The organism is Streptomyces sp. NPDC096079 (assembly GCF_040303145.1).
In the GTDB taxonomy this organism is placed as follows: Bacteria; Actinomycetota; Actinomycetes; order Streptomycetales; family Streptomycetaceae; genus Streptomyces.
In genome coordinates this window covers 48,439-73,012 of the sequence record NZ_JBEOST010000008.1, presented here as the reverse complement: position 1 = coordinate 73,012, position 24,574 = coordinate 48,439, and the positions used below count along the sequence as shown (strand labels likewise).

22 protein-coding genes are annotated in these 24,574 nt (G+C 73.2%); 6 read left to right on the top strand and 16 right to left on the bottom strand.

The window, feature by feature from the left end; all coding sequences use genetic code 11:
- Nucleotides 1–17: 17 nt before the first annotated feature.
- Nucleotides 18–566, bottom strand: a complete 549-nt coding sequence (locus ABTY59_RS18245) for a GNAT family N-acetyltransferase (RefSeq protein ID WP_352019980.1) — start codon at nucleotides 564–566, stop codon at nucleotides 18–20.
- A gap of 187 nt (nucleotides 567–753) precedes the next feature.
- On the opposite strand from ABTY59_RS18245, the gene ABTY59_RS18240 reads away from it, so the two are divergent.
- Both ABTY59_RS18240 and ABTY59_RS18235 read left to right on the top strand, forming a co-directional pair.
- Nucleotides 754–1,002, top strand: coding sequence for a hypothetical protein (locus ABTY59_RS18240; protein ID WP_352019979.1), 249 nt, complete (start codon nucleotides 754–756; stop codon nucleotides 1,000–1,002).
- A 19-nt stretch (nucleotides 1,003–1,021) separates the two neighbouring features.
- Nucleotides 1,022–1,486, top strand: coding sequence for a hypothetical protein (locus ABTY59_RS18235; RefSeq protein WP_352019978.1), 465 nt, complete (start codon nucleotides 1,022–1,024; stop codon nucleotides 1,484–1,486).
- A 59-nt stretch (nucleotides 1,487–1,545) separates the two neighbouring features.
- Here ABTY59_RS18235 and ABTY59_RS18230 read toward each other — a convergent pair whose 3' ends face one another.
- The 9 genes from ABTY59_RS18230 to ABTY59_RS18190 form a co-directional block, all read right to left on the bottom strand.
- Nucleotides 1,546–2,460: an NAD-dependent protein deacetylase gene (locus tag ABTY59_RS18230; protein ID WP_352019977.1), complete on the bottom strand. Its 915-nt coding sequence runs from the start codon at nucleotides 2,458–2,460 to the stop codon at nucleotides 1,546–1,548.
- A gap of 128 nt (nucleotides 2,461–2,588) precedes the next feature.
- Complete coding sequence (locus ABTY59_RS18225) at nucleotides 2,589–3,629, bottom strand: vWA domain-containing protein (RefSeq protein WP_352019976.1); 1,041 nt, start codon at nucleotides 3,627–3,629, stop codon at nucleotides 2,589–2,591.
- 104 nt (nucleotides 3,630–3,733) lie between these two features.
- A complete protein-coding gene (locus tag ABTY59_RS18220; protein ID WP_352019975.1) occupies nucleotides 3,734–4,588 on the bottom strand; it encodes an ABC transporter permease in 855 nt (284 codons plus the stop codon).
- On the bottom strand, nucleotides 4,585–5,667 hold the full coding sequence (locus ABTY59_RS18215) for an ATP-binding cassette domain-containing protein (RefSeq protein ID WP_352019974.1): 1,083 nt from the start codon (nucleotides 5,665–5,667) through the stop codon (nucleotides 4,585–4,587). The genes ABTY59_RS18220 and ABTY59_RS18215 overlap by 4 nt, the downstream gene beginning before the upstream one ends.
- Nucleotides 5,668–5,777: 110 nt before the next feature.
- The gene (locus ABTY59_RS18210; RefSeq protein ID WP_352019973.1) at nucleotides 5,778–5,933 is read right to left on the bottom strand and encodes a VenA family class IV lanthipeptide; all 156 of its coding nucleotides are present in this window, start codon (nucleotides 5,931–5,933) and stop codon (nucleotides 5,778–5,780) included.
- 144 nt (nucleotides 5,934–6,077) lie between these two features.
- Complete coding sequence (gene lanL, locus ABTY59_RS18205; RefSeq protein ID WP_352019972.1) at nucleotides 6,078–8,816, bottom strand: class IV lanthionine synthetase LanL; 2,739 nt, start codon at nucleotides 8,814–8,816, stop codon at nucleotides 6,078–6,080.
- A gap of 182 nt (nucleotides 8,817–8,998) precedes the next feature.
- The gene (locus ABTY59_RS18200; RefSeq protein ID WP_352019971.1) at nucleotides 8,999–9,658 is read right to left on the bottom strand and encodes a CoA transferase subunit B; all 660 of its coding nucleotides are present in this window, start codon (nucleotides 9,656–9,658) and stop codon (nucleotides 8,999–9,001) included.
- Nucleotides 9,658–10,434: a CoA transferase subunit A gene (locus ABTY59_RS18195; protein ID WP_352019970.1), complete on the bottom strand. Its 777-nt coding sequence runs from the start codon at nucleotides 10,432–10,434 to the stop codon at nucleotides 9,658–9,660. The genes ABTY59_RS18200 and ABTY59_RS18195 overlap by 1 nt, the downstream gene beginning before the upstream one ends.
- A gap of 171 nt (nucleotides 10,435–10,605) precedes the next feature.
- The gene (locus ABTY59_RS18190) at nucleotides 10,606–12,102 is read right to left on the bottom strand and encodes an extracellular catalytic domain type 1 short-chain-length polyhydroxyalkanoate depolymerase (protein ID WP_352019969.1); all 1,497 of its coding nucleotides are present in this window, start codon (nucleotides 12,100–12,102) and stop codon (nucleotides 10,606–10,608) included.
- A 304-nt stretch (nucleotides 12,103–12,406) separates the two neighbouring features.
- Here ABTY59_RS18190 and ABTY59_RS18185 point away from each other — a divergent pair, with 304 nt between their 5' ends.
- From ABTY59_RS18185 to paaI, 4 genes are all read left to right on the top strand, one after another.
- A complete protein-coding gene (locus tag ABTY59_RS18185; RefSeq protein WP_352019968.1) occupies nucleotides 12,407–13,201 on the top strand; it encodes a 3-hydroxybutyrate dehydrogenase in 795 nt (264 codons plus the stop codon).
- Between the two features lie 107 nt (nucleotides 13,202–13,308).
- On the top strand, nucleotides 13,309–14,673 hold the full coding sequence (locus ABTY59_RS18180; protein WP_352019967.1) for an MFS transporter: 1,365 nt from the start codon (nucleotides 13,309–13,311) through the stop codon (nucleotides 14,671–14,673).
- 97 nt (nucleotides 14,674–14,770) lie between these two features.
- Nucleotides 14,771–16,813: a helix-turn-helix domain-containing protein gene (locus ABTY59_RS18175; protein ID WP_352019966.1), complete on the top strand. Its 2,043-nt coding sequence runs from the start codon at nucleotides 14,771–14,773 to the stop codon at nucleotides 16,811–16,813.
- A 106-nt stretch (nucleotides 16,814–16,919) separates the two neighbouring features.
- On the top strand, nucleotides 16,920–17,363 hold the full coding sequence (gene paaI / locus ABTY59_RS18170) for a hydroxyphenylacetyl-CoA thioesterase PaaI (protein ID WP_403535629.1): 444 nt from the start codon (nucleotides 16,920–16,922) through the stop codon (nucleotides 17,361–17,363).
- A gap of 55 nt (nucleotides 17,364–17,418) precedes the next feature.
- Here paaI and ABTY59_RS18165 read toward each other — a convergent pair whose 3' ends face one another.
- The 6 genes from ABTY59_RS18165 to ABTY59_RS18140 are packed head-to-tail and all read right to left on the bottom strand — an operon-like array spanning nucleotide 17,419 to nucleotide 24,574.
- Nucleotides 17,419–18,675, bottom strand: coding sequence for a phenylacetate--CoA ligase family protein (locus tag ABTY59_RS18165; protein WP_352019965.1), 1,257 nt, complete (start codon nucleotides 18,673–18,675; stop codon nucleotides 17,419–17,421).
- On the bottom strand, nucleotides 18,675–19,586 hold the full coding sequence (locus tag ABTY59_RS18160) for an SDR family NAD(P)-dependent oxidoreductase (protein WP_352019964.1): 912 nt from the start codon (nucleotides 19,584–19,586) through the stop codon (nucleotides 18,675–18,677). The genes ABTY59_RS18165 and ABTY59_RS18160 overlap by 1 nt, the downstream gene beginning before the upstream one ends.
- A complete protein-coding gene (locus ABTY59_RS18155) occupies nucleotides 19,583–20,884 on the bottom strand; it encodes an MFS transporter (RefSeq protein ID WP_352019963.1) in 1,302 nt (433 codons plus the stop codon). Before ABTY59_RS18155 ends, ABTY59_RS18160 begins: the two co-directional genes overlap by 4 nt.
- Entirely contained in the window at nucleotides 20,881–22,098 is a 1,218-nt protein-coding gene (locus tag ABTY59_RS18150) for an AMP-binding protein (RefSeq protein WP_352020193.1), read from the bottom strand. Before ABTY59_RS18150 ends, ABTY59_RS18155 begins: the two co-directional genes overlap by 4 nt.
- 5 nt (nucleotides 22,099–22,103) lie before the next feature.
- Nucleotides 22,104–23,147, bottom strand: coding sequence for an ATP-grasp domain-containing protein (locus ABTY59_RS18145; protein WP_352019962.1), 1,044 nt, complete (start codon nucleotides 23,145–23,147; stop codon nucleotides 22,104–22,106).
- On the bottom strand, nucleotides 23,144–24,574 hold the full coding sequence (locus tag ABTY59_RS18140; protein WP_352019961.1) for a KamA family radical SAM protein: 1,431 nt from the start codon (nucleotides 24,572–24,574) through the stop codon (nucleotides 23,144–23,146). The genes ABTY59_RS18145 and ABTY59_RS18140 overlap by 4 nt, the downstream gene beginning before the upstream one ends.

Below are 24,574 nucleotides of genomic sequence, written 5' to 3'. Positions count from 1 at the left end.
TGCCGGGGGCGGGTGCCTCAGACCAGGGGGAGGGACGGGTCGGGCGTCCAGGGGGCGGGGGCGGTGATCGCCCAGCGCTCGTGGTCGCGCCAGGCGCCGTCGATGTACAGGTAGGCGGGCGAGACGCCCTCGAAGCGGAAGCCCAGGCGCTGGACCAGGGCCAGGGAGGCCTTGTTCCCCGGCTGGATGCAGGCCTCAAGGCGGTGGAGCCGCAGGTCGGTGAAGGCGTGGTCCAGGACGAGGGCGATCCCCTCGGTCATGTACCCGTGCCCGGCGGACGGCGCGAAGGCCGCGTAGCCGATCGACGCGCCCTGGTAACGGCCCCGGATGACGGAGTTGATGTTGACCATGCCGGCGGCCTCGCCGGTCGCCCGGACGCGGACCAGGAAGCCCAGGTTGTCGCCGGCGTCGAAGCGGCGCATCCAGTCCGCGAACTCCTGCGCCGTGGCGGGCAGTTGCATCCACGGGTGGTGCAGCGCTGAGCTGGCGTCCACGAGCCCGCAGAACTCGTCCTGGTCGGCGTGGGTGAGGGGGCGCAGTTCGACACGCGTCGCGATTTCGTGCATGCGCCCACGGTAGGCGCTTCCCGTGCGGCGCCGCGAGGAGGATCGGGACCCGCGCCCGCCGTGAGCGCCCCGCCTCCGGCCGGGGTCCGTGGCGGAACTGCCGGAAGGCTGCCGCCTCCGAGTGCCGACCCCGTGCCCGCGGCGTACCTACGCTCCTGACCCCACCCCCTCGAGACAGGAGTACGTCATGGACAGTCCGAAGCGCAGGGCGGCCGCGGCCGGAGCCGCCGCGTTGCTGGCCGCCGGCCTGGTGACCGTGGTCGCCGGCGCGCAGAGCGAGGCGACGCCCGCCGGGGCCGACCGGATCACGACGGTGGCCCAGCTCAAGGAGGGCATCGGTGTGGCCGCCGAGCGGGAGCGGCAGGACGGTGCCGCCGAGATCGGCGGGAACACCGGCGGCCAGGCCACGCGGACCACGTCCCGCACCGCCTGCTGAGGCGGGGGAGGTGACCACCGTGGGCGGAGACGAACCGCTGCCGACCTGGTGCCCCAGCGGCGACGCGCACGCGCCGGAGTCCGTCGTCCTGGGCGTACGGTCCGGGCAGGACGGGAACGTCGTCTACCTGGCCGATCCCGTGCCGGCGTCCGAGGTGCTCGGCGACGTCCCCGAGGGCGTCGAACCGCGCCGCATCCTGCGATTCGCCTCGCACTGCGCCGCCGGCTGCGTGAACCGCAGGGGCGACGACTGCACGCTGGTCGAGCGGGTCCTGGTGCGCCCGGTCGCGCGCGAGGACGGCTCCGTCCCGCGGTGTCACCTGCGGCCCCGCTGCCAGTGGTGGAACCAGACCGGGATCGCCGCGTGCCTGCGCTGCCCGGCCGTCTCGACGCTCCACCGCGCCGACGACACCCTCGCGGAACTCGTGGCCGACCCGGCCACGACGAAGGAGCAGCTCGACGCCTGGGTCGCGGCCTCCGGCTGACGCTCCACCCGGCACAGGACCGAGCCCCCGGCCTCGTACGCAGTGGCCGGGGGCTCGCGTCAGTCGAGCACCCGCTCCGCGCCGGGCGCCGGGTCCCCGGGGACGTCCAACCGCTCGGCGAGCGCCGTGAGTGCCTCGCCCAGGGGAAGCGCGACACGGGTGAGGGCGCTCCGGTCGCCCCGGGTCGGGTCCCGGTTGACGATCAGCACCGGCGTCCCCGCCGCGGCCGCCTGCCGGACGAACCGCAATCCCGACATCACCGTCAGCGAGGAGCCCAGGACGAGCAGTGAGCGCGCCTCGCGCACCAGGGCCCGGCAGTGCTCGACCCGCGGGGGCGGCACCGCCTCGCCGAAGAACACCACGTCGGGCTTGAGGACACCGCCGCAGCGCGCGCAGGGCATCACCCGGAAGTCCCCGACCTGCTCGTCGGTGAGATCGGCGTCACCGTCCGGGTTGATACCGGCCGCCACCGGCTCGAAGCCCGCGTTGGCCTCCTCAAGGCGCCGGGCGAGTTCGCGGCGCGGACTGTACGTGCCGCAGGACAGACAGACCACCCGGGCCAGGCTGCCGTGCAGCTCGACGACCCCACCGCTGCCCGCCGCCTGGTGGAGGCCGTCGACGTTCTGGGTGATCACCCCGGACAGCAGGCCGTGGCGGGCGAAGGCGGCCACGGCCCGGTGTCCCGCGTTCGGACGGGCACGGCCGAAGGTCCGCCAGCCGAGGTGGCTGCGCGCCCAGTAACGGCGCCGGGCATGGGCGCTGCCGGTGAAGTCCTGGTAGGTCATCGGGGTGTGCCGGCTCAGGCTTCCGCCCTCGCCCCGGTAGTCGGGGATGCCCGACTCCGTGGAGATGCCCGCACCGGTGAGGACCAGCACGCCGCCCACGCCCAGCGCGTCGGCGACCGGCCCCAGGTCGGTCGTACCCGGTGGCAGGTCCTCATCGGGGGTCCAGCTCAGCGTGGGACGCATACGCATGCTGCCAGGGTACGGAACCGGGCCGGGACCGTCCTGCCCCGTGCCGGGCCCGGCACGGGGAGCACACGCGAGCGGGACGCGCACGGGGTGGTGGCGGCCCGTCGGGCGCGCCCCGCTCGGCCGGGTCGTCAGCTCATGAGGAGGAGCCGCGTGCCGGAGGCGAGCTTGCGGTTCACGCTGGTGCTCTGCACGAAGATCGTGAAGTCGTCGTTGTGGTCGGGCTTCACGCGCGTCTCCACGTCCGGAAGACCGAGCAGCGCCCGCGCCTGGGGACCCGTGTAGACCCGGTCCGTCTTCTTCTCCAGCACCGCGATCTGCTTTCGCGCCTGGATCTTCTCCGTCTTGCTCAGCTGGTAGAAAGCGCACCCCGTGCGATAGGTGTTTCCGGATTCGACGACCCATTCCCGGATTCCCGCGTCCCGGGCCACCGGAATGAGCTGGTAGTCCGATGCATTCGCCGGCGTGAGACCGGCCGCCTCGATGGTTTTCTTGTTGACGGCCTCCGCGCCCGTGGAGAAGACCGCCCGCGATCCTCGAATTCCCTGCGCGCGACCCACCATGAACTTCTCGGTGGCCTCCCGGATGACCTCTCCGGCCTCCTCCAGGCCCCGGGTGCTCGTGGCGTCCCAGACGGCGACGTTCTCCTTCGGGAAGCCGCAGTTCATGGCCTCGCGCCGGCCCATCTGGTCCGGGACGAGGACGGCGAGGGTCCAGTTGTCCTCCTGCGTCTCGATCATCCCGGCCACGGCCCGCACCAGCTCGCGCGCGTTGCCCGCGGGGGCGTCGGGGCAGCGGTGACTGGCGTTCTCCTGGCCGTCGGTCAGCACGAACGTCAGGAAGCTGTGGTCGCCGTACAGCTGGGCGGTCTGCGCCAGCTCCCGCTGGGACTTCAGCGTCGCGGCGAGCAGCGCGGTCATGCCGCCGACCCGGTACAGCTGCTTCAGCGACGGCATCCGCAGGACGTCCTTGTCGTAGATGACGCATTCCACCTTGTCGGCGAACACGTACACCGTGACACGGGTTTCCTGGTCCAGTTCCCTGGAGCGGCGGGCGAGATAGGCGATCTGCTGGTCGGCGACCTCGACCACCTTGCGGCTCAAATGCGACATGGACGAACTCGCGTCCAGGACGAGGGCGACGTGATTGATGTAGTTCTGCGCTCCGGACATGACGGCTTCCCCCACTTTTCGAAGCTTTCCGACGTGATGCTCCTACTCTTTCACCCGCCACTGACAATCGGTCCGTCGTGCGCGGCGGGGCTTCGGGAGGCCTGTCACTCCGGTCGGTTGAAGCGGTGGGCGGCCCACAGGAGCGCGAGCGTGCCGGCGGCCAGGAGGACCCCCGCTTCGAGCAGGAGCGGCGGTTGGCGCCCCGCCCATTCGATGCCGGCGCCGGCCGCCTGCTCCGGAACCCGGAGCGCGATCGTGCGGCGGAGGAGGTCGACCGCGTACGCGAGGGGGTTGACGTCCGACAGGGCACGGGCCCAGCCGGGCAGGGCCGTGAGGGGGAAGAACCCCCCGGACAGGAAGAGCAGCGGCATCATCACCAGGCCGAGGAGCGTGTGGAACGTCTCGGCCCTGCGCAGGCTCACCGCCAGGGCCAGGGCCAGGGCGGTGATGGTGAACGAGGCCAGGACCATGCCGCAGAGCAGCAGCACGAGCAGGATCGGATCGTAGGGCAGCCCCACCACCCCCACCAGGCCGAGCAGGACCGCGCCCTGGACCGTGGCGGTCAGGGAGCCGCCGGCACAGCTGCCCAGGAGCAGCGTGGAGCGGCGGACCGGCGCCATCAGGAGTTCTCGGAGGTAGCCGCTCTGCCGGTCCGTGATCAGACGGATCCCGACCATGATCGCCGGTGTCTGCACCGTCATCATCAGCATGCCCGGGAACAGGTACGTCTGGTAGCCGACGCCCAGGGAGGAGCGCGGGATGAGGGCGGCCAGGCCGCCCCCGAGGAGGAACAGGTAGAGCACCGGGTGCAGCAGCATCAGCGCGGTGTGGGTGCGCTGGCACGCCAGCCGCAGCAGATCGCGGTGGACCAGGGCGTGGACCGCGCGCAGTTCGTGACGCAGGCGGGTGGTCCGTCCGCCGGCGAGGCCGGCCGCGGGCTTCCAGACGAGACCGGTCACCGGCCACCACCCGTCACGGTCGTGGGCGGCTGCGTGGCGTCGAGGCTGCGGCCCGTGTGATGGAAGAAGACGTCGTCGAGCGTCGGCGGCGTCGCCGACGCGGCGCGCACCGCGATCCCGCTCGCCTCAAGTGCCGCACACAGCCGGGGGATCCACGCACTGCCGTCCGGAAGCCGCAGGCCGACACCGTCCGCGTCGACCCCGACGGCGCGGTCGGGCGGCGCGATCCGGCCGACCACCCGTTGCGCGGCCGCGTCGTCACCGGTGCGCAGCACGACCCGGTCGTCCCCGATCTCCGCCTTCAGTGCGACGGCCGTCCCCTGCGCGACCAGCCGGCCGCGGTCGATGATGGCGATCCGGTCGCAGTTCTCCGCCTCCTCCAGGTAGTGGGTCGTGACGAAGAGGGTGCTGCCGTGCCGCGCGCGCAGGGCGCGCAGGTGGTCCCAGACCTGGGCCCGGGCGTGCGGGTCGAGCCCGGTGGTCGGCTCGTCGAGGAACAGGACCTCGGGCGCGTGCAGCAGTTGACGGGCGATCTCCAGGCGGCGCCGCATCCCGCCGGACAGGGTCCGTACGAGGGAGCGGCGGCGGTCGGTCAGGCCGGCCGTGTCGAGGACCTCGGCCACGCGGAGGCGGGCGTCACGGCGGGGCAGGCCGTACAGGCGGGCGTGGATGTGGAGGTTCTGCTCGGCCGTCAGATCCGGGTCCACGGCGCTGTGCTGGAACAGCATCCCGACCCGTCGCCTCACCTCGTGCGGCTGGGTGAGGACGTCGGCGCCGGCCACCGTGGCCCGACCCGAGGTCGGCCGGGCGAGGGCGCACAGCATCGCGATCGTGGTGGACTTCCCCGCGCCGTTGGGGCCGAGGAAGGCGAACGTCTCGCCCCGCGTCACGTCGAGGTCCAGGCCCCGCACCGCGTCGACGGGCACCCCGTCCGGCCCCGGATAGCTCTTGACCAGAGCGCGCGTGCGGACGGCGTACACCGGCTCGGAGGCCGGGTGCGCGGGGGGCGGGCTCACGGTCGTGGCCGTGCCGAGGGCGGCCGCGGGGGCGAGGTCGCCCTGGCCGGTGTGTCGTCGCATGTGGTCCGGTCCTCGTCTACGGGTACCTGCTCCGGCTCCGGCCCCGTGTCGGTCGTGGCTCCGGCCGGCGGCTGCCCGGGACAGCCGCCGGCCGGGTGGTGCCGGGTGTGCTACGCGCAGCTGATGCCGATGCAGACGGTGTTGAGGAGCGTCAGCAGGCCGATGCACTCACAGGTGGCGGCGAACGGGGCTCCGTCGACGCCGACGGGGTCGGTCTCGGGAAGGGCGTGGAGCTGAGCCAGCAGTTCGATGTCCTGGTTCTCCATGGGTTTCTCCTTCTTCTGTGCGGTCGGCGGCAGCACTGCTCTGCCGCTCGCCCCGGCACCGGACGGGCCGGCGCCGGGAGTCTGTGGGGCGGATCCACGCGAAGGGCGGATCCAGCGGGAAGGGGCGGGCGGTACGGGAGGACGTCAGTGCGTCGTCCCGCCGTGGCGCGGCACCTCGACCAGCCAGTGCCGCGGTCCGCCGTGGCCGATCCTCAGGAGGAAGGCGAGGATTCCGGCGGACCCGTCGCTCCAGCTGGTGGAGACGTCCCCGTACTCGGTGGGGAAGACCACGTGACCCTGCCGGTGTGTCCTCTCGGCCAGGAGGAGCGACGCCAGGTCCTGGGCCATGTCGTGGTAGACGCGCTCCCCGGTGGCCTCGGCCATGTCGAGGAGGAAGTCCCCGTTGCCCGCGAGGCCGTGACACTGGGTGAGGGCGGCGCGGGAGGCGCGCTCCATGACTGCGTGGGTGCTGCGGTGGGCGAGATCGCCGTACCTGTCGTCCCCGGTGACCTGCCACAGCCGGACGAGGAAGGTGCCGATGCCCGCCGAGCCGTGACACCAGTACGGGGCGGTGGGCACGTCACCGGCCTGGGCGGGCCACTGGGCGGCCTCGCCGGTCCGCACCGAGGCGGCCAGGAGGCCCTCGCCGACCTCCAGGGCCAGGTCGCCGTGGTCGGCGCGCTGCGAGAGCTCCGCGGCGGCGAGGAGGAAGCAGCCGATGCCGGCCGTGCCGTGCGCGAAGCCGAGATAGCGTTTGCCGCCCTCGGGGGAGTCGGCCTCGCCGGGAACCGCCCAGCCCACCCCGCCGGATGCGCGCCGCGCGGCGGCGGTCAGCCGGTCGGCCGCGTCCACGGCCAGCTCGGCGAAGCGCGCGTCCCCGGTGTGCCGCCACAGGTGGAGGGCGGCGAGCCCGCTGCCCGCCGTTCCGTGCGTGATGTCGTGATGCGGCGTCTTCTGCTGGGGTGCCAGGGCGAGGGCGACCGCGTGGTCGATGAGCCGGCGGTCGTCGAGGGCCCGCCCCGCGTCGTACAGCGCCCACGCGGTGCCACGGCCGCCGAAGTGCAGGCCCGGGCGCGGGGAGCCGAGGTCGGTGCGCTCGGCGATCCAGTGGCCGGCGGTGGAGAGCAGCTCGGGCAGCCGTGGGTCGCCGGTGAGGGTGAAGTACCGCGTCAGGACGGCCAGGACACCCGCCGCGCCCTGCTGCACGGTGCAGGGGTCGCTCTCCCCGGCCCGGGTCGACACGGGCCACAGCCGCCCGTCCTCGGGGGTCATCGAGTCGACGAGATGACCCACGATCCCGTCCACGAGCCCGTCCACGAGCCCGTCCGGTCCCGGGGGCACGAGGTCCTCCGGTACGCGGGGCGCACCGCCTGACGGCGCCCGGCAGGCGCGGTCCTCCGGGCTTCCGTCGGCGAAGGCGTCCGGTGCCGCCCGCCGCAGGGCCTCGCGGGCCCTGGTCGGGTCCCACCGCTCCGCGGGTTCGTCGCGCATCAGGCCCAGGATCACGTCCACGACGCCGCCGGGGAGCCGCAGCGGCCCGGCGCAGGCCGTCAGCCACGCGGCGAGCCGCTGGTCGGCCGCCCGGTCCGCCGGCTCCTCGGCCAGCAGGTTCGGCACCTTTCCGGCCAGGACGAAGCACACGGTGGCACCGAGGCTGTAGTAGTCGGCCGTCGGGCACACGGGCGCGTCGGCCAGGCGTTCGGGCGCGCTGAATCCGGGCGTCCCCACGCGGGTCGGCAGCGCGGTCCCGTCCTCCAGGACGGCCAGCTCCAGATCGATGAGGCGGAGTTCACCGTCGGGGCGGACCATGACGTTCCCCGGTGTGAAGTCCCTCAGCACCAGGCCGCGCGCGTGCGCCGCCGCCACCAGGTCCACCAGGCGGGCGACCTGCGCCAGCGCGTCCGCCCGGTAGCGCTCACCGCCCACGTCACGGAAGTGCTCGGCGACCCAGCTGCGCAGGGTCACGCCCGGCACCTCGTCCTGGGCGAGGAACAGGTGTCCCGCGTGGTCGAAGACGGCCACGGCTTCCGGTGCGAGGCCCGTGCCCGAGAGCAGCTCCAGCGTCCTGGCCTCGGCCCGCAGCCAGTCCCGGACGTCGCCGCCGGAGGCGTCGCCCTCCACGTGGGGCCGGGCCTCCTTGATCACCACGCCCGCGCCGGTACGGGTGTCGCTGCCCCGGTACACGCCGCCCTTGTTCGTCTGACGGATGGCCTCCCGCACTTCGAAGCGACCGCCGAGCACCACCGGGCGGGCACTCTTGGCGTCCCCGCCGCGCGCCGCCACCGGCACCGCGGCGGGGAAGGGACAGACGGCCCAGGGCGGCGGGGAGTACTGGCCCGTGCGCTTGTCCTCCACGGGGTTGCCGTCGGGGTCCTCGATGAACCACACCAGCAGTCCGTCCTCGGACAGCCTCCGCCGGCCGACGAAGGAGCCGTAGCGGTAGTGCACCAGGCTGTGCGCGGCGTACGGCTGGTCGGACAGGATCCGGGGGCCGGCGAGCCCCGCCGTGGCCCCGTGCAGCTCCTGGGCGAGCGCGGCCGCCTCCGCGTCGGAGCGCGGGTAGACGGTGAGGAACTTGCCTGAGCTCCCCCGGGGCGTCGCACGGGAGTTCAGCGCGCTGACCTGCTCCAGCGAGCGGGCGAACTTGAACCCCGACCGCTCCCGCAGGAGCACGTCCAGGGCCTTGGTGAGGACCGTCGGCGCGGAGGCGATCGTGGCCGAGAGGTGCAGTTTCCATCCCTGGTCGCGCCGGGTCCCGCCCAGGGGCGCGACCCGGCACCACATCTCGTCCGCCTCGACCGCCCAGCGCGCACCCGTTCCCGTGGTGTGCAGCGCCTGGCGGAGGAGGTCCTCCAGCTCGACTTCGGTGGCGTGGCTCGTCATTGCGTGTCCCTCTCAACGGTGACAACCGCTGACGGGAGACGTGCCCGGTGACATTAACGGACCAACACACACCCACCCGGATTCACTTCATTCAGCGAGCGCGCGACGTGAGAATCCGATCATGGGAAGCGCCCGGCGCAGCTGGCGGCGCACTCGTGCTCCCACCTGGGAAAAGACCCCGTTCAGCGCTGCTGTACGGCCCCGGTGCCGGCCGGCACCAGCAGGTCCGCGCCCGTCGCGGCCCGGACCTCCGCGACGGTGACGCCCGGGGCGAGTTCGGCGAGTACGAAGCCGTCCGGAGTGACGTCGACGACGGCGAGGTCGGTGATCACGCGGTGGACGACGGCCCGGCCGGTCAAGGGCAGGGAGCAGGTCTCCACGAGCTTGGGGGTGCCGTCCTTCGCGGTGTGCTCCATGAGGACGACGACGCGGCCGGCCCCGTGGACGAGGTCCATCGCCCCGCCCATGCCCTTGATCATCTTTCCGGGGATCGTCCAGTTGGCGAGGTCGCCCGCGGAGGAGACCTGCATGGCGCCGAGGACCGCGGTGTCGATGTGGCCGCCCCGGATCATGCCGAAGGACAGGGCGGAGTCGAAGAACGAGGCGCCGGGCCGGGTGGTGACCGTCTCCTTGCCGGCGTTGACGAGGTCGGGGTCGAGTTCGTCCTCGGTCGGGTAGGGGCCGACTCCCAGGATCCCGTTCTCCGACTGCAGGACCACCTCGATGCCGGGCGGCAGGTGGTTGGGGACGAGGGTGGGCAGGCCGATGCCGAGGTTGACGTACGAGCCGTCCGTCAGCTCCCGGGCGGCGCGGGCCGCCATCTGCTCGCGGGTGAGCGCCATCAGGCGTCGCCTTCCTGTCGGACGGTGCGGCGCTCGACGCGCCGTTCGGCTGCCGGGTCGCCGGGCGTGACCCGGACGACGCGCTGGACGAAGACGCCGGGGAGGTGGACCTCGTCGGGGTCGAGCTCGCCCGGTTCGACGAGGTGGTCGACCTCGGCGACGGTGATGCGTCCGGCCATGGCGGCCAGCGGGTTGAAGTTGCGCGCGGACGAGCGGAAGACGAGGTTGCCGTGCCGGTCGCCGATGGTCGCGCGGACCAGCGCGAAGTCGGTGGTGATGCCGTGTTCCAGCAGGTGGGGGCGGCCGTCGAAGTCCCGGGTCTCCTTGGCCGGCGAGGCGACCGCGACCGTGCCGTCGGGGGCGTACCTCCAGGGCAGTCCGCCGTCGCCGACCTGGGTCCCGGTCCCGGCCGGGGTGTAGAAGGCGGGGATGCCGGCGCCGCCGGCCCGCAGCCGTTCCGCCAGGGTGCCCTGGGGCACGAGCTCGACCTCGAGCTCTCCGCTGAGGTACTGGCGGGCGAACTCCTTGTTCTCGCCCACGTACGAGCTCGTCATGCGGGAGATCTGCCCGGCGGCGAGCAGGAGGCCGAGGCCCCAGTCGTCGACGCCGCAGTTGTTCGACACGATCCGGAGGTCCCGCGTCTGACGCTGCCACAGCGCGTCGATGAGCGTCCCCGGTATGCCGCACAGCCCGAAGCCGCCCACCGCGAGCGAGGCGCCGTCGGGGATGTCGGCCACCGCCTCCGCGGCGCTCGCGACTGTCTTGTCCAGACCCATGCAGGTCCCTTTCCCTCGGGCAGCCGGGCCGACCGTGCAGGTCAGAGCCGGTGCCAGTACTACCGACGGGCAGCGAGCCTAGGCAGCCTGCGGAGGCCGGGCCATGGCTGCCGGCCACACATCGCACCGGGGGGAGGTGGTGGTGACCACCTCCCCCCGGGGCGCGGGAGATCAGGCCGGGCAGCCGGAATCGGCCAGGACGTAGTAGCCGGGCGCGGTCTGCTTGAGGGTGTGTGTGGTGAACGTGTTCCACAGACCCATCGCCTGGCCGGAACCGGTCGCGAACGTGGAACCGCCGCTCTGGTAGGCGCGCCCGGCGACGGTGTGGTCGTAGTTGCTGGCCGTGTGGCACGTGGGCGTGTACCCGCTCGTGGTCGCGGCCACGGCCGCCGAGACCGCGCCCACCGCTCCCGAGGCGTCGACGGCCGCGACCGTGTAGGCGTACGCCGTCCCCGACGCCAGCCCGGTGTCGGTGTATCCGGCCGAGGACCCGCCGCCCACCCTCGTACCGCCTCGATAGACCTGGTACGAGGCGGCGCCGGCCACCGCGCTCCAGCTCAGGGACACCGTGGTGTCGGTGACCGAGGTGACGGCGAGGCCGCTCGGGGCGGGCAGGGAGCCGGGTCCGGGCTCCTGTCCCGCATCGCCGTCGAGGCCCCAGAAGCGGGCCGTGTGATAGCTGGAGCAGAGGGTGTCGAGGTAGTAGGTGCCGGTGGCGCCGCACTGGTCGGGGCCGGTGCCCGGGTCGACCGCGAGGCCGTGGGCCATGCCGGCGAGGGAGTAGACCTGGACGGCGGGCTCGCCGGAGGCGTCGTCGTACTCGCTGAGCGTGGCGCCCCCGCCGAGGGTGCTGGTGCGGCTGGGCGTCTGGCCGATGCCCCACACGTCGGTCCACTGGTCCCGCAGCTCGGTGGCGTTCGCCGGCTTGACGGTGGTGTCGGCGGTGCCCTGCCAGATCGCCACCCGGGGCCAGGACGTGGTGCCCGCGGGGGCGGCCGAGCGGACGAGGGCGCCCCACTGCGCGGGGCTCTTGTCCGGCGGGCTGTACATGCAGGTGTACGCGGTGGAGACGCTGTTCGCGCAGAAGGCGGGCAGTCCGGAGGCGAGGGAGCCGCCGGCGAAGACGTCGGGATAGGCGGCCAGCATGTCCGCGGTCATGCCGGCGCCGGCGGAGAGGCCGGTGATGTACACCCGACGGGTGTCGCTGCCGTACTGGGCGACGGCCTTGTCGACCATCTGCTTGATCGACAGCGCCTCGCCCTGGCCGCGGGCGGTGTCGCCCGGCTCGAACCAGTTGAAGCAGGAGTTGGCGTTGTTGGCGCTGGTCGTCTGCGGGAAGACCAGCGCGAAACCGTAGCTGTCGGCGAACTTGGGCCAGCCGGACTTCGCGTAGTAGTCGCTCGCGCTCTGCGTACAGCCGTGCAGCGCGACGACGAGCGGCGCACCGGCCGGGAGCGCGTCGGGCACGTAGGCGTACATGGACAGGTTGCCCGGGTTGGAACCGAAGCCGGTGACCTGCGTCAGGCCCGCGGCGGAGGCCTGCGGGCCCACGGCGACCAGCCCGCCGGTCAGGGCCAGGGCCCCCGCGGCGGCGGTGACCCAGCGGCGGACGCCCCTGACGAGGCGACGGCTCTTCGTGAAGCGGAACGGTGGGTGCGGCTGTCCCATGACGACTGCCTCCTGGTGGAGTGAACTGAGGGGGGCACCGGCCGGAACCACCGGTGGGGAGCCGGGGTGCGGTCGGTGTGGCGTGCATCATCGGCGCGCCCGCGCCCGCACTGACATGGGCCGGACAGCCAGCCTTCGCCGGTGTCCTGTGTGACGGCGATCCATGGCCGCCGCCGCGGCGCGCCGGGTACCGCTCCAGCGCGCCCCCGCCTCCTGGCATGGTGGGCGACACCACTCCCGGGTAGCGGTTTGTGGTGGCCACCGACATGGGAGACGCCTGAGGCTCTCCCTACTGTTTCCGGCCATGACGAACACGTTTCCCCGTCCGATTCCCCTGCCGCCTCCCGCCGCGGCGGTCGACCTGAGCGGCCGCACCGCCCTGGTGACCGGCGGCGGCAGCGGCATAGGCCGGGCCTGTGTGCTCGCCCTGGCCCAGGCGGGCGCCCTCGTCCACGTCGTCGACCGGGACGCCGAGGCGGCCGAGGCGGTCGCCGGGATCTCCGGCGGCCGGGCCCACGTCGCCGACCTCGCGGACCCGGCCGCCGTCGACGCGCTGCCGACCGGGGCCGACATCCTGGTCAACAACGCCGGCCTCCAGCACGTGGCTCCGCTCACGGAGTTCCCCCCGGAGCGTTTCGAGCTGATCCAGAAGGTGATGGTCACCGCCCCGTTCCTGCTCATGCGCCGCGTCCTGCCGCACATGTACGGGCAGGGGTGGGGCCGGATCGTCAACGTCTCCAGCGTCCACGGCCTGCGGGCCAGCGCCTACAAATCCGCGTACGTCGCCGCCAAGCACGCCCTGGAGGGGCTCAGCAAGGTCGCCGCGATCGAAGGCGCCCCGCACGGAGTGACCAGCAACTGCGTCAACCCCGGATACGTCCGTACGCCCCTGGTCGAGGGACAGGTACGGGACCAGGCCGCCGCCCACGGCATCAGCGAGGGCGATGTGCTCACCGACGTCATGCTGGCCCGCTCGCCCGTCAAGAGGCTCCTGGAGTCCGAGGAGGTGGCCGCCGCCGTCCTGTGGCTGTGCGGCCCCCACGCCGGCTACCTCACCGGAGTCTCCCTGCCGCTCGACGGCGGCTGGACCGCCGGCTGAACGGCCGCCCGTGGAACGGCCCCTCACCGACGTCACCCGACGAGGGCCCGTTCCCCCACCTGCCGCACCACCCCGTCCCGTCCCCACCCGCGAGAACCCGGTGAACCATGTCTGACACCACCACGCCGAGAGGCGGCATCGGCCGCGTCGTCGCCGCCTCCCTCATCGGCACGACCATCGAGTGGTACGACTTCTTCCTCTACGGCTCGGCCGCCGCCCTCGTCTTCAACACGCTGTTCTTCCCCAGCGCCGACCCGCTCGTCGGCACCCTGATCGCGTTCATCACCTACGCCATCGGCTTCGCCGCCCGACCCCTCGGCGGCGTCGTCTTCGGCCACTTCGGCGACAGGATCGGCCGCAAGAAGTTGCTGGTGGTCAGCCTCGTCATGATGGGCGGCGCGACCTTCGCGATGGGCCTCCTGCCCACGTACGAGACGCTAGGCGCCGGGGCACCGATCCTGCTGACCGTCCTGCGCCTCGTCCAGGGCTTCGCGCTCGGCGGCGAGTGGGGCGGGGCCGTCCTGATCGTCTCCGAGCACGGCGGCGCGCGGCACCGTGGCTTCTGGGCCTCCTGGCCGCAGGCCGGCGCCCCGGGCGGCAATCTGCTCGCCACCGGCGTCCTGGCGCTGCTCGCCGCGTTCCAGTCGGAGGAGGCGTTCCAGTCCTGGGGCTGGCGCGTCCCCTTCCTCCTCTCCGGCGTCCTCGTCCTGATCGGCCTCTGGATCCGCGTCTCGGTCTCCGAGTCCCCGGTCTTCCTCGCCGCCCAGGCCAGGGCCGAGGCCGCCGCCGCGCAGGGCGTGAAGGAGAAGGCCCCGGTCGTCGAGGTGTTCCGGCGCAGCTGGCGCGAGGTGCTGTCGGCCATCGGCACCCGCTTCGGCGAGAACATCTCGTACTACATCCTGACCTCCTTCCTCCTCGTGTACGTCACCGTCCACCTGGAACTGCCGAAGAGCACCGCCCTGAACGCCGTCCTCATCGGCTCCGCCGTCCACTTCGTCACCATCCCGCTCTGGGGCGCCCTGTCCGACCGCGTGGGCCGCAGGCCCGTCACGCTCATCGGCTCCGTGGGCATGGCGGTCTGGGCCTTCGTCTTCTTCGGCCTCGTCGACTCCGAGTCCTTCGCCGTGATCGCCCTCGCCGTCACCGCCGGCCTGCTGCTGCACGGCGCGATGTACGGTCCCCAGGCCGCGTTCATCTCGGAGATGTTCGACACCAAGGTCCGCTACTCGGGCGCCTCCATGGGCTCCCAGCTCGCCTCCATCGTCGCCGGAGCCCTCGCGCCGATCATCGCCGTGGAACTCCTCAAGGACTACGGCTCCTCGACCCCCGTCAGCCTCTACCTCTGCCTGGCCGCCGTCGTCACCACCATCACCGTGGCGGTCACCCGCGAGACCAGGGGCCGCGACCTGGCCGGCTCGCGGGACGAGGAGCCGGCGGCCGCCCCCGCGGTCCCGGCGGGAGACCGCGCGTAGGAGCGCCGGGCCCGGTCCGCCGCCCCGCCGGGGGCGAGCGCGGCGGACCGGGTCGCCGCGCCCATCCACCCGGAACCACGGCCCGCGAGGAGACCTCATGACCGCCGACCGCAGCGCCGGCGCCGGTTCGCCCGCCCGCTCCGGGACGCCGGCAGCCGACGGGGGCCCCGCCGGTTCGCCCGCGCGCACCGGGACGGCGGCACCCGACGGCATCCCCACCAGGCCGTCGTCCTCCGCCGAGGGAGCCGCCCGACGGCTGCTCGGGCTCCTCGCCGCGGACGCCCCCGCGGAGGAGCTCGCCTCCCAGCCCGCCCGCTCACGCGCCGCAGGGGTCCCCGCGCCGGACATCGCCGGCGTCGAGCGGGCCACCGAGACCGCACTCTCCGTGCGGCGCGTCCTCGACCAGCACCGCCGCCGGGAAGCGGAACTCGTGGCGCTGTTCGACACCGCCGGCGACCTCGCCGCCCTGCGGGACCTCGACGCCGTGCTCCGCGCCATCGTCCGCCGCGCCAGGACACTCCTGGGCTCCGACGTCGCCTACCTCACCCTCCACGACCCGCTCGCCCGCGACACGTTCATGCGGGTCACCGACGGATCCGTCTCCGCGGCCTTCCAGCAGCTCCGCCTGGGCATGGGAGAGGGCCTGGGCGGCCTGGTCGCCCAGACGGCACGCCCCTACGCCAGCACCGACTACCGCACCGACCGCCGCTACCGCCACACGGGAACCATCGACGACGGCGTCGCGGAGGAAGGACTCCGCGGCATCCTCGGCGTCCCGCTGCGCCTGGGGGAGGAGGTCATCGGCGTGCTCTTCGCCGCGGACCGCACCCCGCGCGAGTTCACCCCCGACGCCATCGCCCTCCTCGGATCGCTCGCCGACCACGCCGCCGTCGCGATCGACGGCGCACGCCTCCTGGAGGAGACGCGCAGCGCCCTCACCCGGCTCGAAGCCGCGAACGCGACGGCCCGCGCCCACGCCGAGGCCCTGCACGTGGCCTCGGACGCGCACGACCGTCTCACCCGGCTCGTCCTGCGCGGCGCGGGCATCGACGACGTGGCCGCCGAGATCGCGGCGCTGCTCCGAGGAGGCGTGGCCGTCCACGACACCGACGGAAGCGAACTGGCCCGGTCCGGCACCGAGCCGGTCGCACCCTCCGCCGAGACCCTGACGGCCTCGCGGACCGACGGCCGCGCGATCCACGCCGACGGCGTCTGGACCTCCGCCGTACTGGCCGGATCCGAATCGCTCGGGAGCATCGTGCTGACCGGACGGTCCGAGCTCCCCGAGGCCGACCGGCGCCTCTTCGAACGGGCCGCGCTCGTCACCGCGATGCTGCTCCTCATGCGCCGCTCCGTCGCCGAGACCGAGGACCGGGTACGCGGAGAACTCCTCGACGACCTCCTCGCCGACCCCGCCGCCTCCCCGCGCTGGGACGGCGGAAGCCTCACCCTGCGGGCCAGGCGCCTCGGCGTCCACCTCAGCCGCCCCCACGCCGTCGCCGTCCTCGACAGCGAACCGGCACTGCGCCCCCGGCTCGCCGAGGAGACCGCGCGCCGGGCCCGACGGCTCGGCGGACTGGCCGGCATCCGGCACGGCCGCGTCGTCCTGCTCGCCCCCTCCGAGGCACCCGGGGCGCTCGCCCGCACCCTCGCCGCGGACCTCGCCCGCGCCCTCGGCGCACCGGTCACGGCCGGTGCCGCGGGACCCGGGCACGGGCCCGAGCACCTCGCGGCCCTCCATGCCGAGGCCCTGCGCTGCGTGACGGCGCTGCACGCCCTGGACCGGACCGGGGAGGGAGCGGACATCGCCGAACTCGGCTTCATCGGCGTCCTGCTGGGCGACCGCGCGGACGTCGGCACGTACGTCGAGCGGGTGCTCGGCCCCGTACTCGCCTACGACTCCACACGCGGCACGGACCTGCTGCGCACCCTGCGCGCCTACTACGACCAGGGCGGCAGCCTCTCCCGGGCCAAGGACGCGCTCCACGTCCACGTCAACACGGTCGTCCAACGCCTCGACCGCGTCGCCCAGCTCCTGGGTCCCGACTGGAACACCCCCGCCCGGGCCCTGGAGACGCACCTGGCGCTCCGCCTCCACCAGCTCACGCGCGCGGAAACGGGCGCGGGTCCGAGGGCGTAGCCGGGCGTGCCGCTTCCCGTCGTTGACAGTCGTCGGCCCCGGTCGGTCTAATGCGGACGCGTAGCCATCGGGCCGCTCGGGCCCGGTCACGAGGGAGGGCGCAGTCGTGGGCGTGCACATCGGCGTGCCGGATGACGCACCGGCCGGGATCGCTGAGCTGTACGAGCGGGACCGTACGTGTCGGACCCTGGGCATCGCCCTGGAGGAGGTCGCGCCGGGGCGGGCGTTGATGCGCATGCGGGTGGGCGAGGACATGGTGAACGGCCACGGCATGGCTCACGGAGGTTTTCTCTTCCTCTTCGCCGACGCGGCGTTCGCCTACGCCTGCAACGGCTACGGGCCGGTCACCGTGGCGCAGTCCGCGCAGGTCACCTTTCTGCTGCCGGCCGCGGTGGACGACGAACTGCTCGCCGAGGCCGTGGAACGGACGCGTTCGGGCCGCAACGGGATCTACGACGTGACGGTCCGCCGGACGGACGGGACGGTCGTGGCGGAGTTCCGCGGACAGAGCGTGATGCTCGCCGGCAGGGGGCGGCCCCAGTCCGGGTGACGGGCGAGGGGCGCCGGGCGGCAGGAGCTGCCCGCCCGGCGTCCGACCGCCCCGGTCAGCCGGCCGGACGTTCGTCCACCACCTGCCTGAGCTTGCCCGTGCGCGGGTTGGTGAGCAGCTCGGAGCGCGGCACCCACTCGATGCCCAGCTCGTGGATGGCGCCGTCCGCGACCTCCGCGGGGAAGAGCGGCCGGGCCGCGTAGACCGCCTCGACGAGCCGGGCGCTCAGGTCGGCCGGGGGCTCTTCGACGTACCCCAGGCGCAGGATCAGACCGTCCCGTCCGTCCCAGCGGCGCTGGACCATCTGCATCCCGGCGATGTGCCGGTCCGGGTCCGCCTCCACGAGCACCGCGCGGACGTCCTCGATCGGCATGGAGACCGTGCCGACCCGTCCGCCCTCCATGGACCGGCCGAGGAGCCGGAACTGCCGGCACCGCGGGTCGACCCACTCGCCGCGGTCGCCGGTCGGGAACCTGATGACCGGCATGAGGGTGCGGAACAGGTTGGTGACCATGACCCGTCCCGGCACCCCCGGAGTGGTGATCGCCTCGCCGGTGACGTCGTCGACGAGCTCCACCACCGTCCGGTGCGGGAAGGCCTCGTGCACCCGTACGTCCTCCCCGGGGACGGGCCGTCCGACGAGCCCCGCGTCGATGGAGGCGTACCCGACGGAGGCGATGGCCGCCTTGGGGAAGGCCCGCAGCAGGATGGGCCGCAGATCGGTGAAGAGCAGGTCGCCGCCGAAGAGCAGCAGTTCCACCGAGTCGGCGGTCCGGCCGCGCCGGACGAGGCATTCCGCCACGGCGGCCAGCTTCATCGGGACGCCGGCGAGGACGTTCACGCCGAAGTCGTCGATCAGGTCGGCGACGAACTCGTTGGGCGCGCCGGCGCCGACGGGCAGGCGGACGTTGTCCACGGGGGCCGCGTGCAGGGCGTGTTCGATGTAGAGCATCCCGCCGTACAGCTCGCCGGCCCAGAACAGGTTGGCCACGCGGTGCCCCGGCTTCAGACCGGCCTCCACGATGCCGGCGCCGAACGCGGTGACCGAGTCGGCGTGCTCGGACCGCGACCAGACGGACAGCTTGGGCACACCGGTGGTGCCGCCGGTCCGGTAGACACCGGCGTCGGTCAGCGGGCCGGTCAGCACCCTGTTGTCCGGCCAGGTGTTCGCCGCCCAGAACTCCGCGTGGTCGACCAGGGGCAGCTGGGTGAGGTGCGAGACCGTCCGCGGCACGTCCCGGTACGCCTCCGCGTAGAAGGGCGAGTGGGTGCGGACGAAGTCGACGAGTTCCTGAAGGGTTTTCGCGGGCACTACCTCTCCTGCTCTGTGTCGTCGGATTCCGGCCGGCGTCCGATCCACGTACGTGCGAGTTCCCGCACGACGGAGCCGTCACGGTCGGTCAGCTTGCTTTCCAGGTAGGCGCTCGCCCAGGGGTTGGTGGGAACGCGGAAGGCCGGCCGTTCGGCGCGCAGCGTCCGCACCACGACCTCCGCCACCTCGGACGCGTCCTGCCCGGCGCCCTCCCATCCGTGGTGGACGACCCAGTCGATGTAGTCGGCGAAGGTCGGGGCGTAGGGTCCCGAGGCGGCCTCGATGGTCTTGCGGTTGACGTCGGGGAAGATCCCGAACGAGGTGCCCCTGACGAAACCGGGGACCACCACGGACACCTTCACTCCGTGCGCCTCCGCGACCGGCGCCAGGCTCTCCATGAACCCCTCGACGGCGAACTTCGCGGCGCAGTACGCCTCGTTGAAGGGCTGCCCGACGACTCCGTGGACGCTGCCGATGGTGACGAGGCGCCCCCGCACGGCCCGGAGCAGCGGCATCGCGGCCCGGCTCACCTCGACCACCCCGAAGAAGTTCACCTCCATGGTGGCCCGCAGTGCTTCCGCGGTGGACATCTCCAGGGTCGGGTCGAAGTTGGAGATGCCGGCGTTGTTGACCACGGCGTCGAGCCGTCCGTACGCCCGGTGTACGTCGTCGACGCAGCGGGTGATGCCGTCGGGGTCGGTGACGTCCAGTCGGCGGATGTCCAGCGACACGCCGGCCAGGTCCGCCGCCTCCCGCAGTGCCCCGGCGCGGCCGGGCTCGCGCAGGGTGGCGACCGTGGTGAAGCCGGCCCGTGCGGCGGCGATCGCCGTGGCCTTGCCGATGCCGGAGGACGTTCCGGTCACCAGGACGACCCGACGCCCCTCCTGCCCTCCGGGGTCCCCGGCGCTCATGAGGTGCCCTCGGCCAGGGCCGGTTCCGCGTTCCCGCCGTCCGCCTCGGGCGTGCGCCGGAGTTCGGCCGCGTCCAGCAGCCGCTGGATCCGCAGGGCCGGCAGGAAGGAGCAGGCCGCGAGGAGCGTACCCCCGGCCATGGTGACCCGGGCGGCGTCCAGGATGCCGAGCGGGCCGGTCAGCAGGCTGACCGAGAGGCCTCCGGCCAGGGCCGCCAGCGGGATCACACCCCAGGTCGCGGTACGGAAGGCCGCGTGCATCACCCCTTGGTTCCCCGCGGACATCCGGGACTGCCGGATGGGCGCGCTGGACACGTTGATGAAGGACATGAAGAAGCCGTAGCAGCCCATGGTCACGGCGATCACGGCTCCGGCCGGGAGGGCGGGGGCCGCCAGCACCCCGAGGCCCACCAGACAGTGCAGGAGCAGCGCCCAGGCCAGCATCCGCCCCGTCCCCAGCCGTTCACCCGCCTTCGGCGCGAGGGCCGCGCCGGCCAGGGCGCCCACCGCCGCCACGGACATCGCCGCGCCGAACACCCCGACGGAGACGCCGAGTCCCTGGTAGGCGAGGATCGGCAACACGGTGACGAACACGGGGCCGCCGCAGTTGAGCGTCACGGCGGCCACCACCACCCGGCGCAGCACCGGGTCGGACCAGTTCAGCCGGAAGCCCGCCGTCAGCCGCTGCCACACCGATCCCTCGGCGGTGGTCCGCTCGCCCCAGGGCCGCATGGAGCGGATGGACAGGGCGGAGATCAGGTAGCTGGCGGCGTCGACGAGCAGGGCGGCGACGCCCAGGGCGCCGTAGAGGCCGGCGGCCAGGGACGGGCCGGAGACCTCGGAGACCGAGCGGCTGCCTTCCAGCCGGCTGTAGGCGCGCACCAGGTGGTCCTTCGGCACCACGGCGGGGACGGCGACCAGGTAGCCGACGGTGAAGAAGATCGTGGCACCGCTGATCACCGCCACGCAGCCGAACAGCAGGGGGGTGGAGAGCCAGCCCTGCCAGTACGCCAGGGGGATGACGGCCACCGCCGCCAGCCGGGCGAGGTCGCACACGAGCAGGGTGCGGCGGTTGTCCCACCGGTCCACCAGGACTCCGGCCAGGGGGCCGAGGAGGGGGATGCCCAGGTACTGCGCCATGGCCACGATGCCCACCTGGAACGCGGAAGCGTCCAGGGCGAAGATCATCACGGTGGGTACCACGAAGACGGTGATGCGGTCACCGACGGTGCTGACCGACTGGCCGATCCAGAAGCGGTTGAACTCGGAGCCCAGGGACACCGGCCGCGAGAGCTTCACCGCTCCTCCAGCACCACGAGGCCGGAGGTCTTGCCGGTCCTGTCGTTGCTGATCAGGTCCGCGACGGGGCGCACGCGGAAGTTCTGCGGATCGTGCTGGAAGGCGGTGCTCAGGGTGAAGGTCTCGGACAGGAGTTCCTTGCGGAGCCGCTCGGCGTCCACGGCCGCGCCCGGGGCGGTGAGCAGGAGCACCTCGACGGATCCGGCGCGCCCGGCGGTCTCGGAGATCACCACCTGGGCGCGGGAGACGCCCGCCTCCCGCTCGACGCGCGTGATCACCTCGTCGACGTGCAGGCCCAGGCCCCGGACCTGGACGACGCTGTCGCGGCGGCCGAGCACCTGCATGCCCCGCCCGGGCCGGCCGCACGGGCACGCCACCAGGCGTCCCGCGTCCCCGGTGCGGTACCGCAGCACCGGGTTGAGCATCTCCGGGTTGAGGGTGGTGAAGTCGAGGAGTTGGTCCTCGCCCACGTGGACCAGCTGGTCGGGCAGGGTGTGGAACGTGTCCGCGGGGCAGTCGGGCGTGTTGGTCCCGACCACCCAGGTCTCGGTGCTTCCGAACATGCCCCAGCGCCGGGCCGCCGGCGCGACCGCGGCCATGTCCTCCTCCAGCTGCGGCTGCCAGGCCTCGCCGAGCCAGAGCACCTTGCGCAGGTCGGGCAGTTCCAGGCCGGCGGCCCGGGCGTGGGCGAACCAGAGCCGCAGCACGCTCGGGGTGCCGCCGATCGCCGTCACCCTGCGCGCCCGGAAGAACGCCAGCCACTCGGCGTACTCGTCCGGGGTGACCGAGCCCAGCGCGATCACCTGGCAGCGGGAGAGGTCGGCCAGGGCGGCGACCAGGAAGTGCGCGCCCCACATGCGGCCGGCGCCCCAGGCGTTGACGAACACGTCCTCGTGGTCCAGCGGCTGCCAGTGGGCGTGCACCCCGGACATGTAGAAGCCGGTGGGCGCGTGGCCGAGTTTGGGGGCGCCGGTGCTGCCGCCGCTCTGGAAGAGCCAGGTGGCGCCGTGCTCGGCACGCGGTTGCAGGTGCGCCAGGGCGACGTTGAGGTCGTCCTTGAGCAGCGGCGGGAGCGCGGCGATGCCGTCGACGGTACGGATGTCCTCAAAGTCGCGGTAGCGCGGGGCCAGTTCCGGCACCTGCCGCAGGCGCTCCAGTGTCCTGCGGGCGACCGGCAGCCGCGGCTCGGCCGCCTCGGGGGTGAGCGAGAACATGGTGGTCAACTCGTTTCCGTCGGTGAGGTGGACGGGGAGGCTCCGCCGTCGGCGTCGGCGAGGTGCCGGGCGTGGGCGTCCCGGTAGGCGGCGAACCGGGCCCGGGTGATGTCCCGTTGCACCGTCCCGTCCGGATCTCCGGGGACGCGGGGTATGACGCCGTCGGGCTCCAGCTCGGAGAACCAGAACCGCTGCCCGTCGTGGAGGAAGTCGAGGCAGAAGAAGGGGATGCGCAGCCGTTCGGCGAAGTACGCGGTGGCCTTGGCCAGTTCCTCCGGTACCGCGGTGAACTCCATGGTGCCGCCGTGGCTCATGTTGGCGACCGCCGAGCCGGGTTGCGGGGTCCGCTTCAGGACGGTGTGGGGCGCGCCGTCGATCACGTACACCCGGTGGTCGACCGTGCCGTCCCCGAGGTACGGCTGGACCACGAGCGTGGTGTCGCCGCCCTGCGCGAGGCTGGCCAGGCCCCTGATGTCCCCCACGCTCCGCGCCAGGTTGATGCCTCCGCCGCCGCACCAGCCGGCCGGCTTGACGATGGCCGGATACGTCATGTTCCCGAGGGCCACCTCGTACAGGTGCCTGCTCACGTCCCGCCCCGTGCCGACGCGGACGGTGGGGATCGGGGGGACCGGGGAGCCGCCGAGGTGGAGCAGGGTGGCCAGCTTGTCGTTGCCGATCAGCGAGGTCTCGGGAGGGAAGGGCAGGTAGAAGCCGGCCTGTTGCAGCACCGTGGCCAGGGCGTACTGGTTGAAGACGTCCATCTGCTGGTACGGCAGGGAGTAGAGCGCGGTGATGAAGAGCGTGTCGCGGGGCGAGACGGGCGCGTCGTCCACGTACACCCGGGGGCGCCCGGGTTCCGTGCCGTCCACCGTCACCGCGTCGGGGGAATGCCGGGTCCAGGTCATGCCCAGGTCCTCGGCGGCCTCGGCGTAGAGGTCCCAGAACATGGCGTGCCACGTCTCGGCCATCCGGGTCGATTCCCGGTCGGGGAAGATCCAGCACATCCGGCGCAGCGGGCCGGCGGCGGGACGGTCTGGGGAGGGGTTCACTGGGTGGCCTCCGGTGCGGTGGGTCGGGGGTGCGGGGCGCCGGTCCGTCCGTCCTGGGCAGGGGCTCGGGCCGCCCACCAGCGGCGGCCGGACTCGGGAAGGGTGTCCAGCGGGTCGTAGTACGGGTGGCGCCGGGCCAGCGCGTCCTCGGGGTCCGCGTCGGGCGACTGCCGGACCTCAAGTCCGGTCCGGTAGTTCTTCGTCCAGTACGAGATGCCGCGTTCGCGCTCGTAGGCGACGGCCTGGTGCACCCAGCGCTTGCCGACGTGCGGCACGTCGCACACGATCCGCGGGGTGGCGTAGCCGGGGAGGTACCCCATGATCGCCTCCTGGAGCCGCTGGGCCTGGTGGAGGGGGGTCCGCCAGTGCTCGGCGTGGGGGATCACGTCGCAGAGGTAGAAGTAGTACGGGAGGATGCCCGCTTCGCCCTGGAGCGCGAAGCAGAGGTCGAGCAGGTCCTCCGGGGTGGCGTTGACCCCGCGCATCAGCACCCCCTGGTTGCGGACGTCCCGGACGCCCGCGTCGAGGAGGGCCCGGGCGGCCTCGGCGACCAGGGGGGTGACGGACTGCACGTGGTTGGCGTGCGTGTGCACCGCGAGGTTGACCGCTCGCCGGGCGGCCACCGAGGCGACCCGGCCCACGCCTTCGACGACCTCGGGCCCCAGCCAGTGCTGCGGCAGGCCGACCACGGCCTTGCTGGCCAGACGGATGTCACGGACGGACCCGAGGTCGAGCAGCCGCATGAGGAACGCCTCCAGCTGCGGCCAGGGCACGTTGGCGACGTCTCCGCCGGACACCACCACGTCGCGCACGGTGGGCGTCCGCTTGAGGTAGTCCAGCATCTGCTCCTGCCGGTCCCGCGGCCGCAGCACCAGCTTGGCCTTGGTGACCTGCGGGGTGGAGGTGCCGACGAGGTCCATCCTGGTGCAGTGCCCGCAGTACTGGGGGCAGGTGGCGACCAGCTCGGCCAGGACCTTGTTCGGATAGCGGTGGGTGAGGCCCTCCACCACCCACATGTCGGCCTCGTGCAGCGAGTCCCGTCCCGCCTTGGGATGGCTCGGCCACCGCGGGTGCCGGTCCGAGCGCACCGGCAGCATGTACCGGCGGATCGGGTCGGCGAGGAACGCCTCGGTGAACGCTCCCGGTTCCAGGGCGGCCCAGGGGGCCATGGTGTTGAGCATCTGCGGGGTGATCAGCATCGCCATCGTGGCGAACTCCGCCCGGTCGGCGGCGAGATCGTCGAGGAAGTCGTCGGTGAGCAGGTCACCGACGACCTCCTTGAGCTGGCGCGGGTTCTTCACGCAGTGCGCCCTCTGCCACTGGGCGTCGCGCCATTCGTGCTCCGTGACACGGCGCCAGCCCGGCAGCCGTCGCCAGTCCGGCTCGGTCAGCGGGCTCCGCGCGTACTGGTACGGCTGCGGGATCAT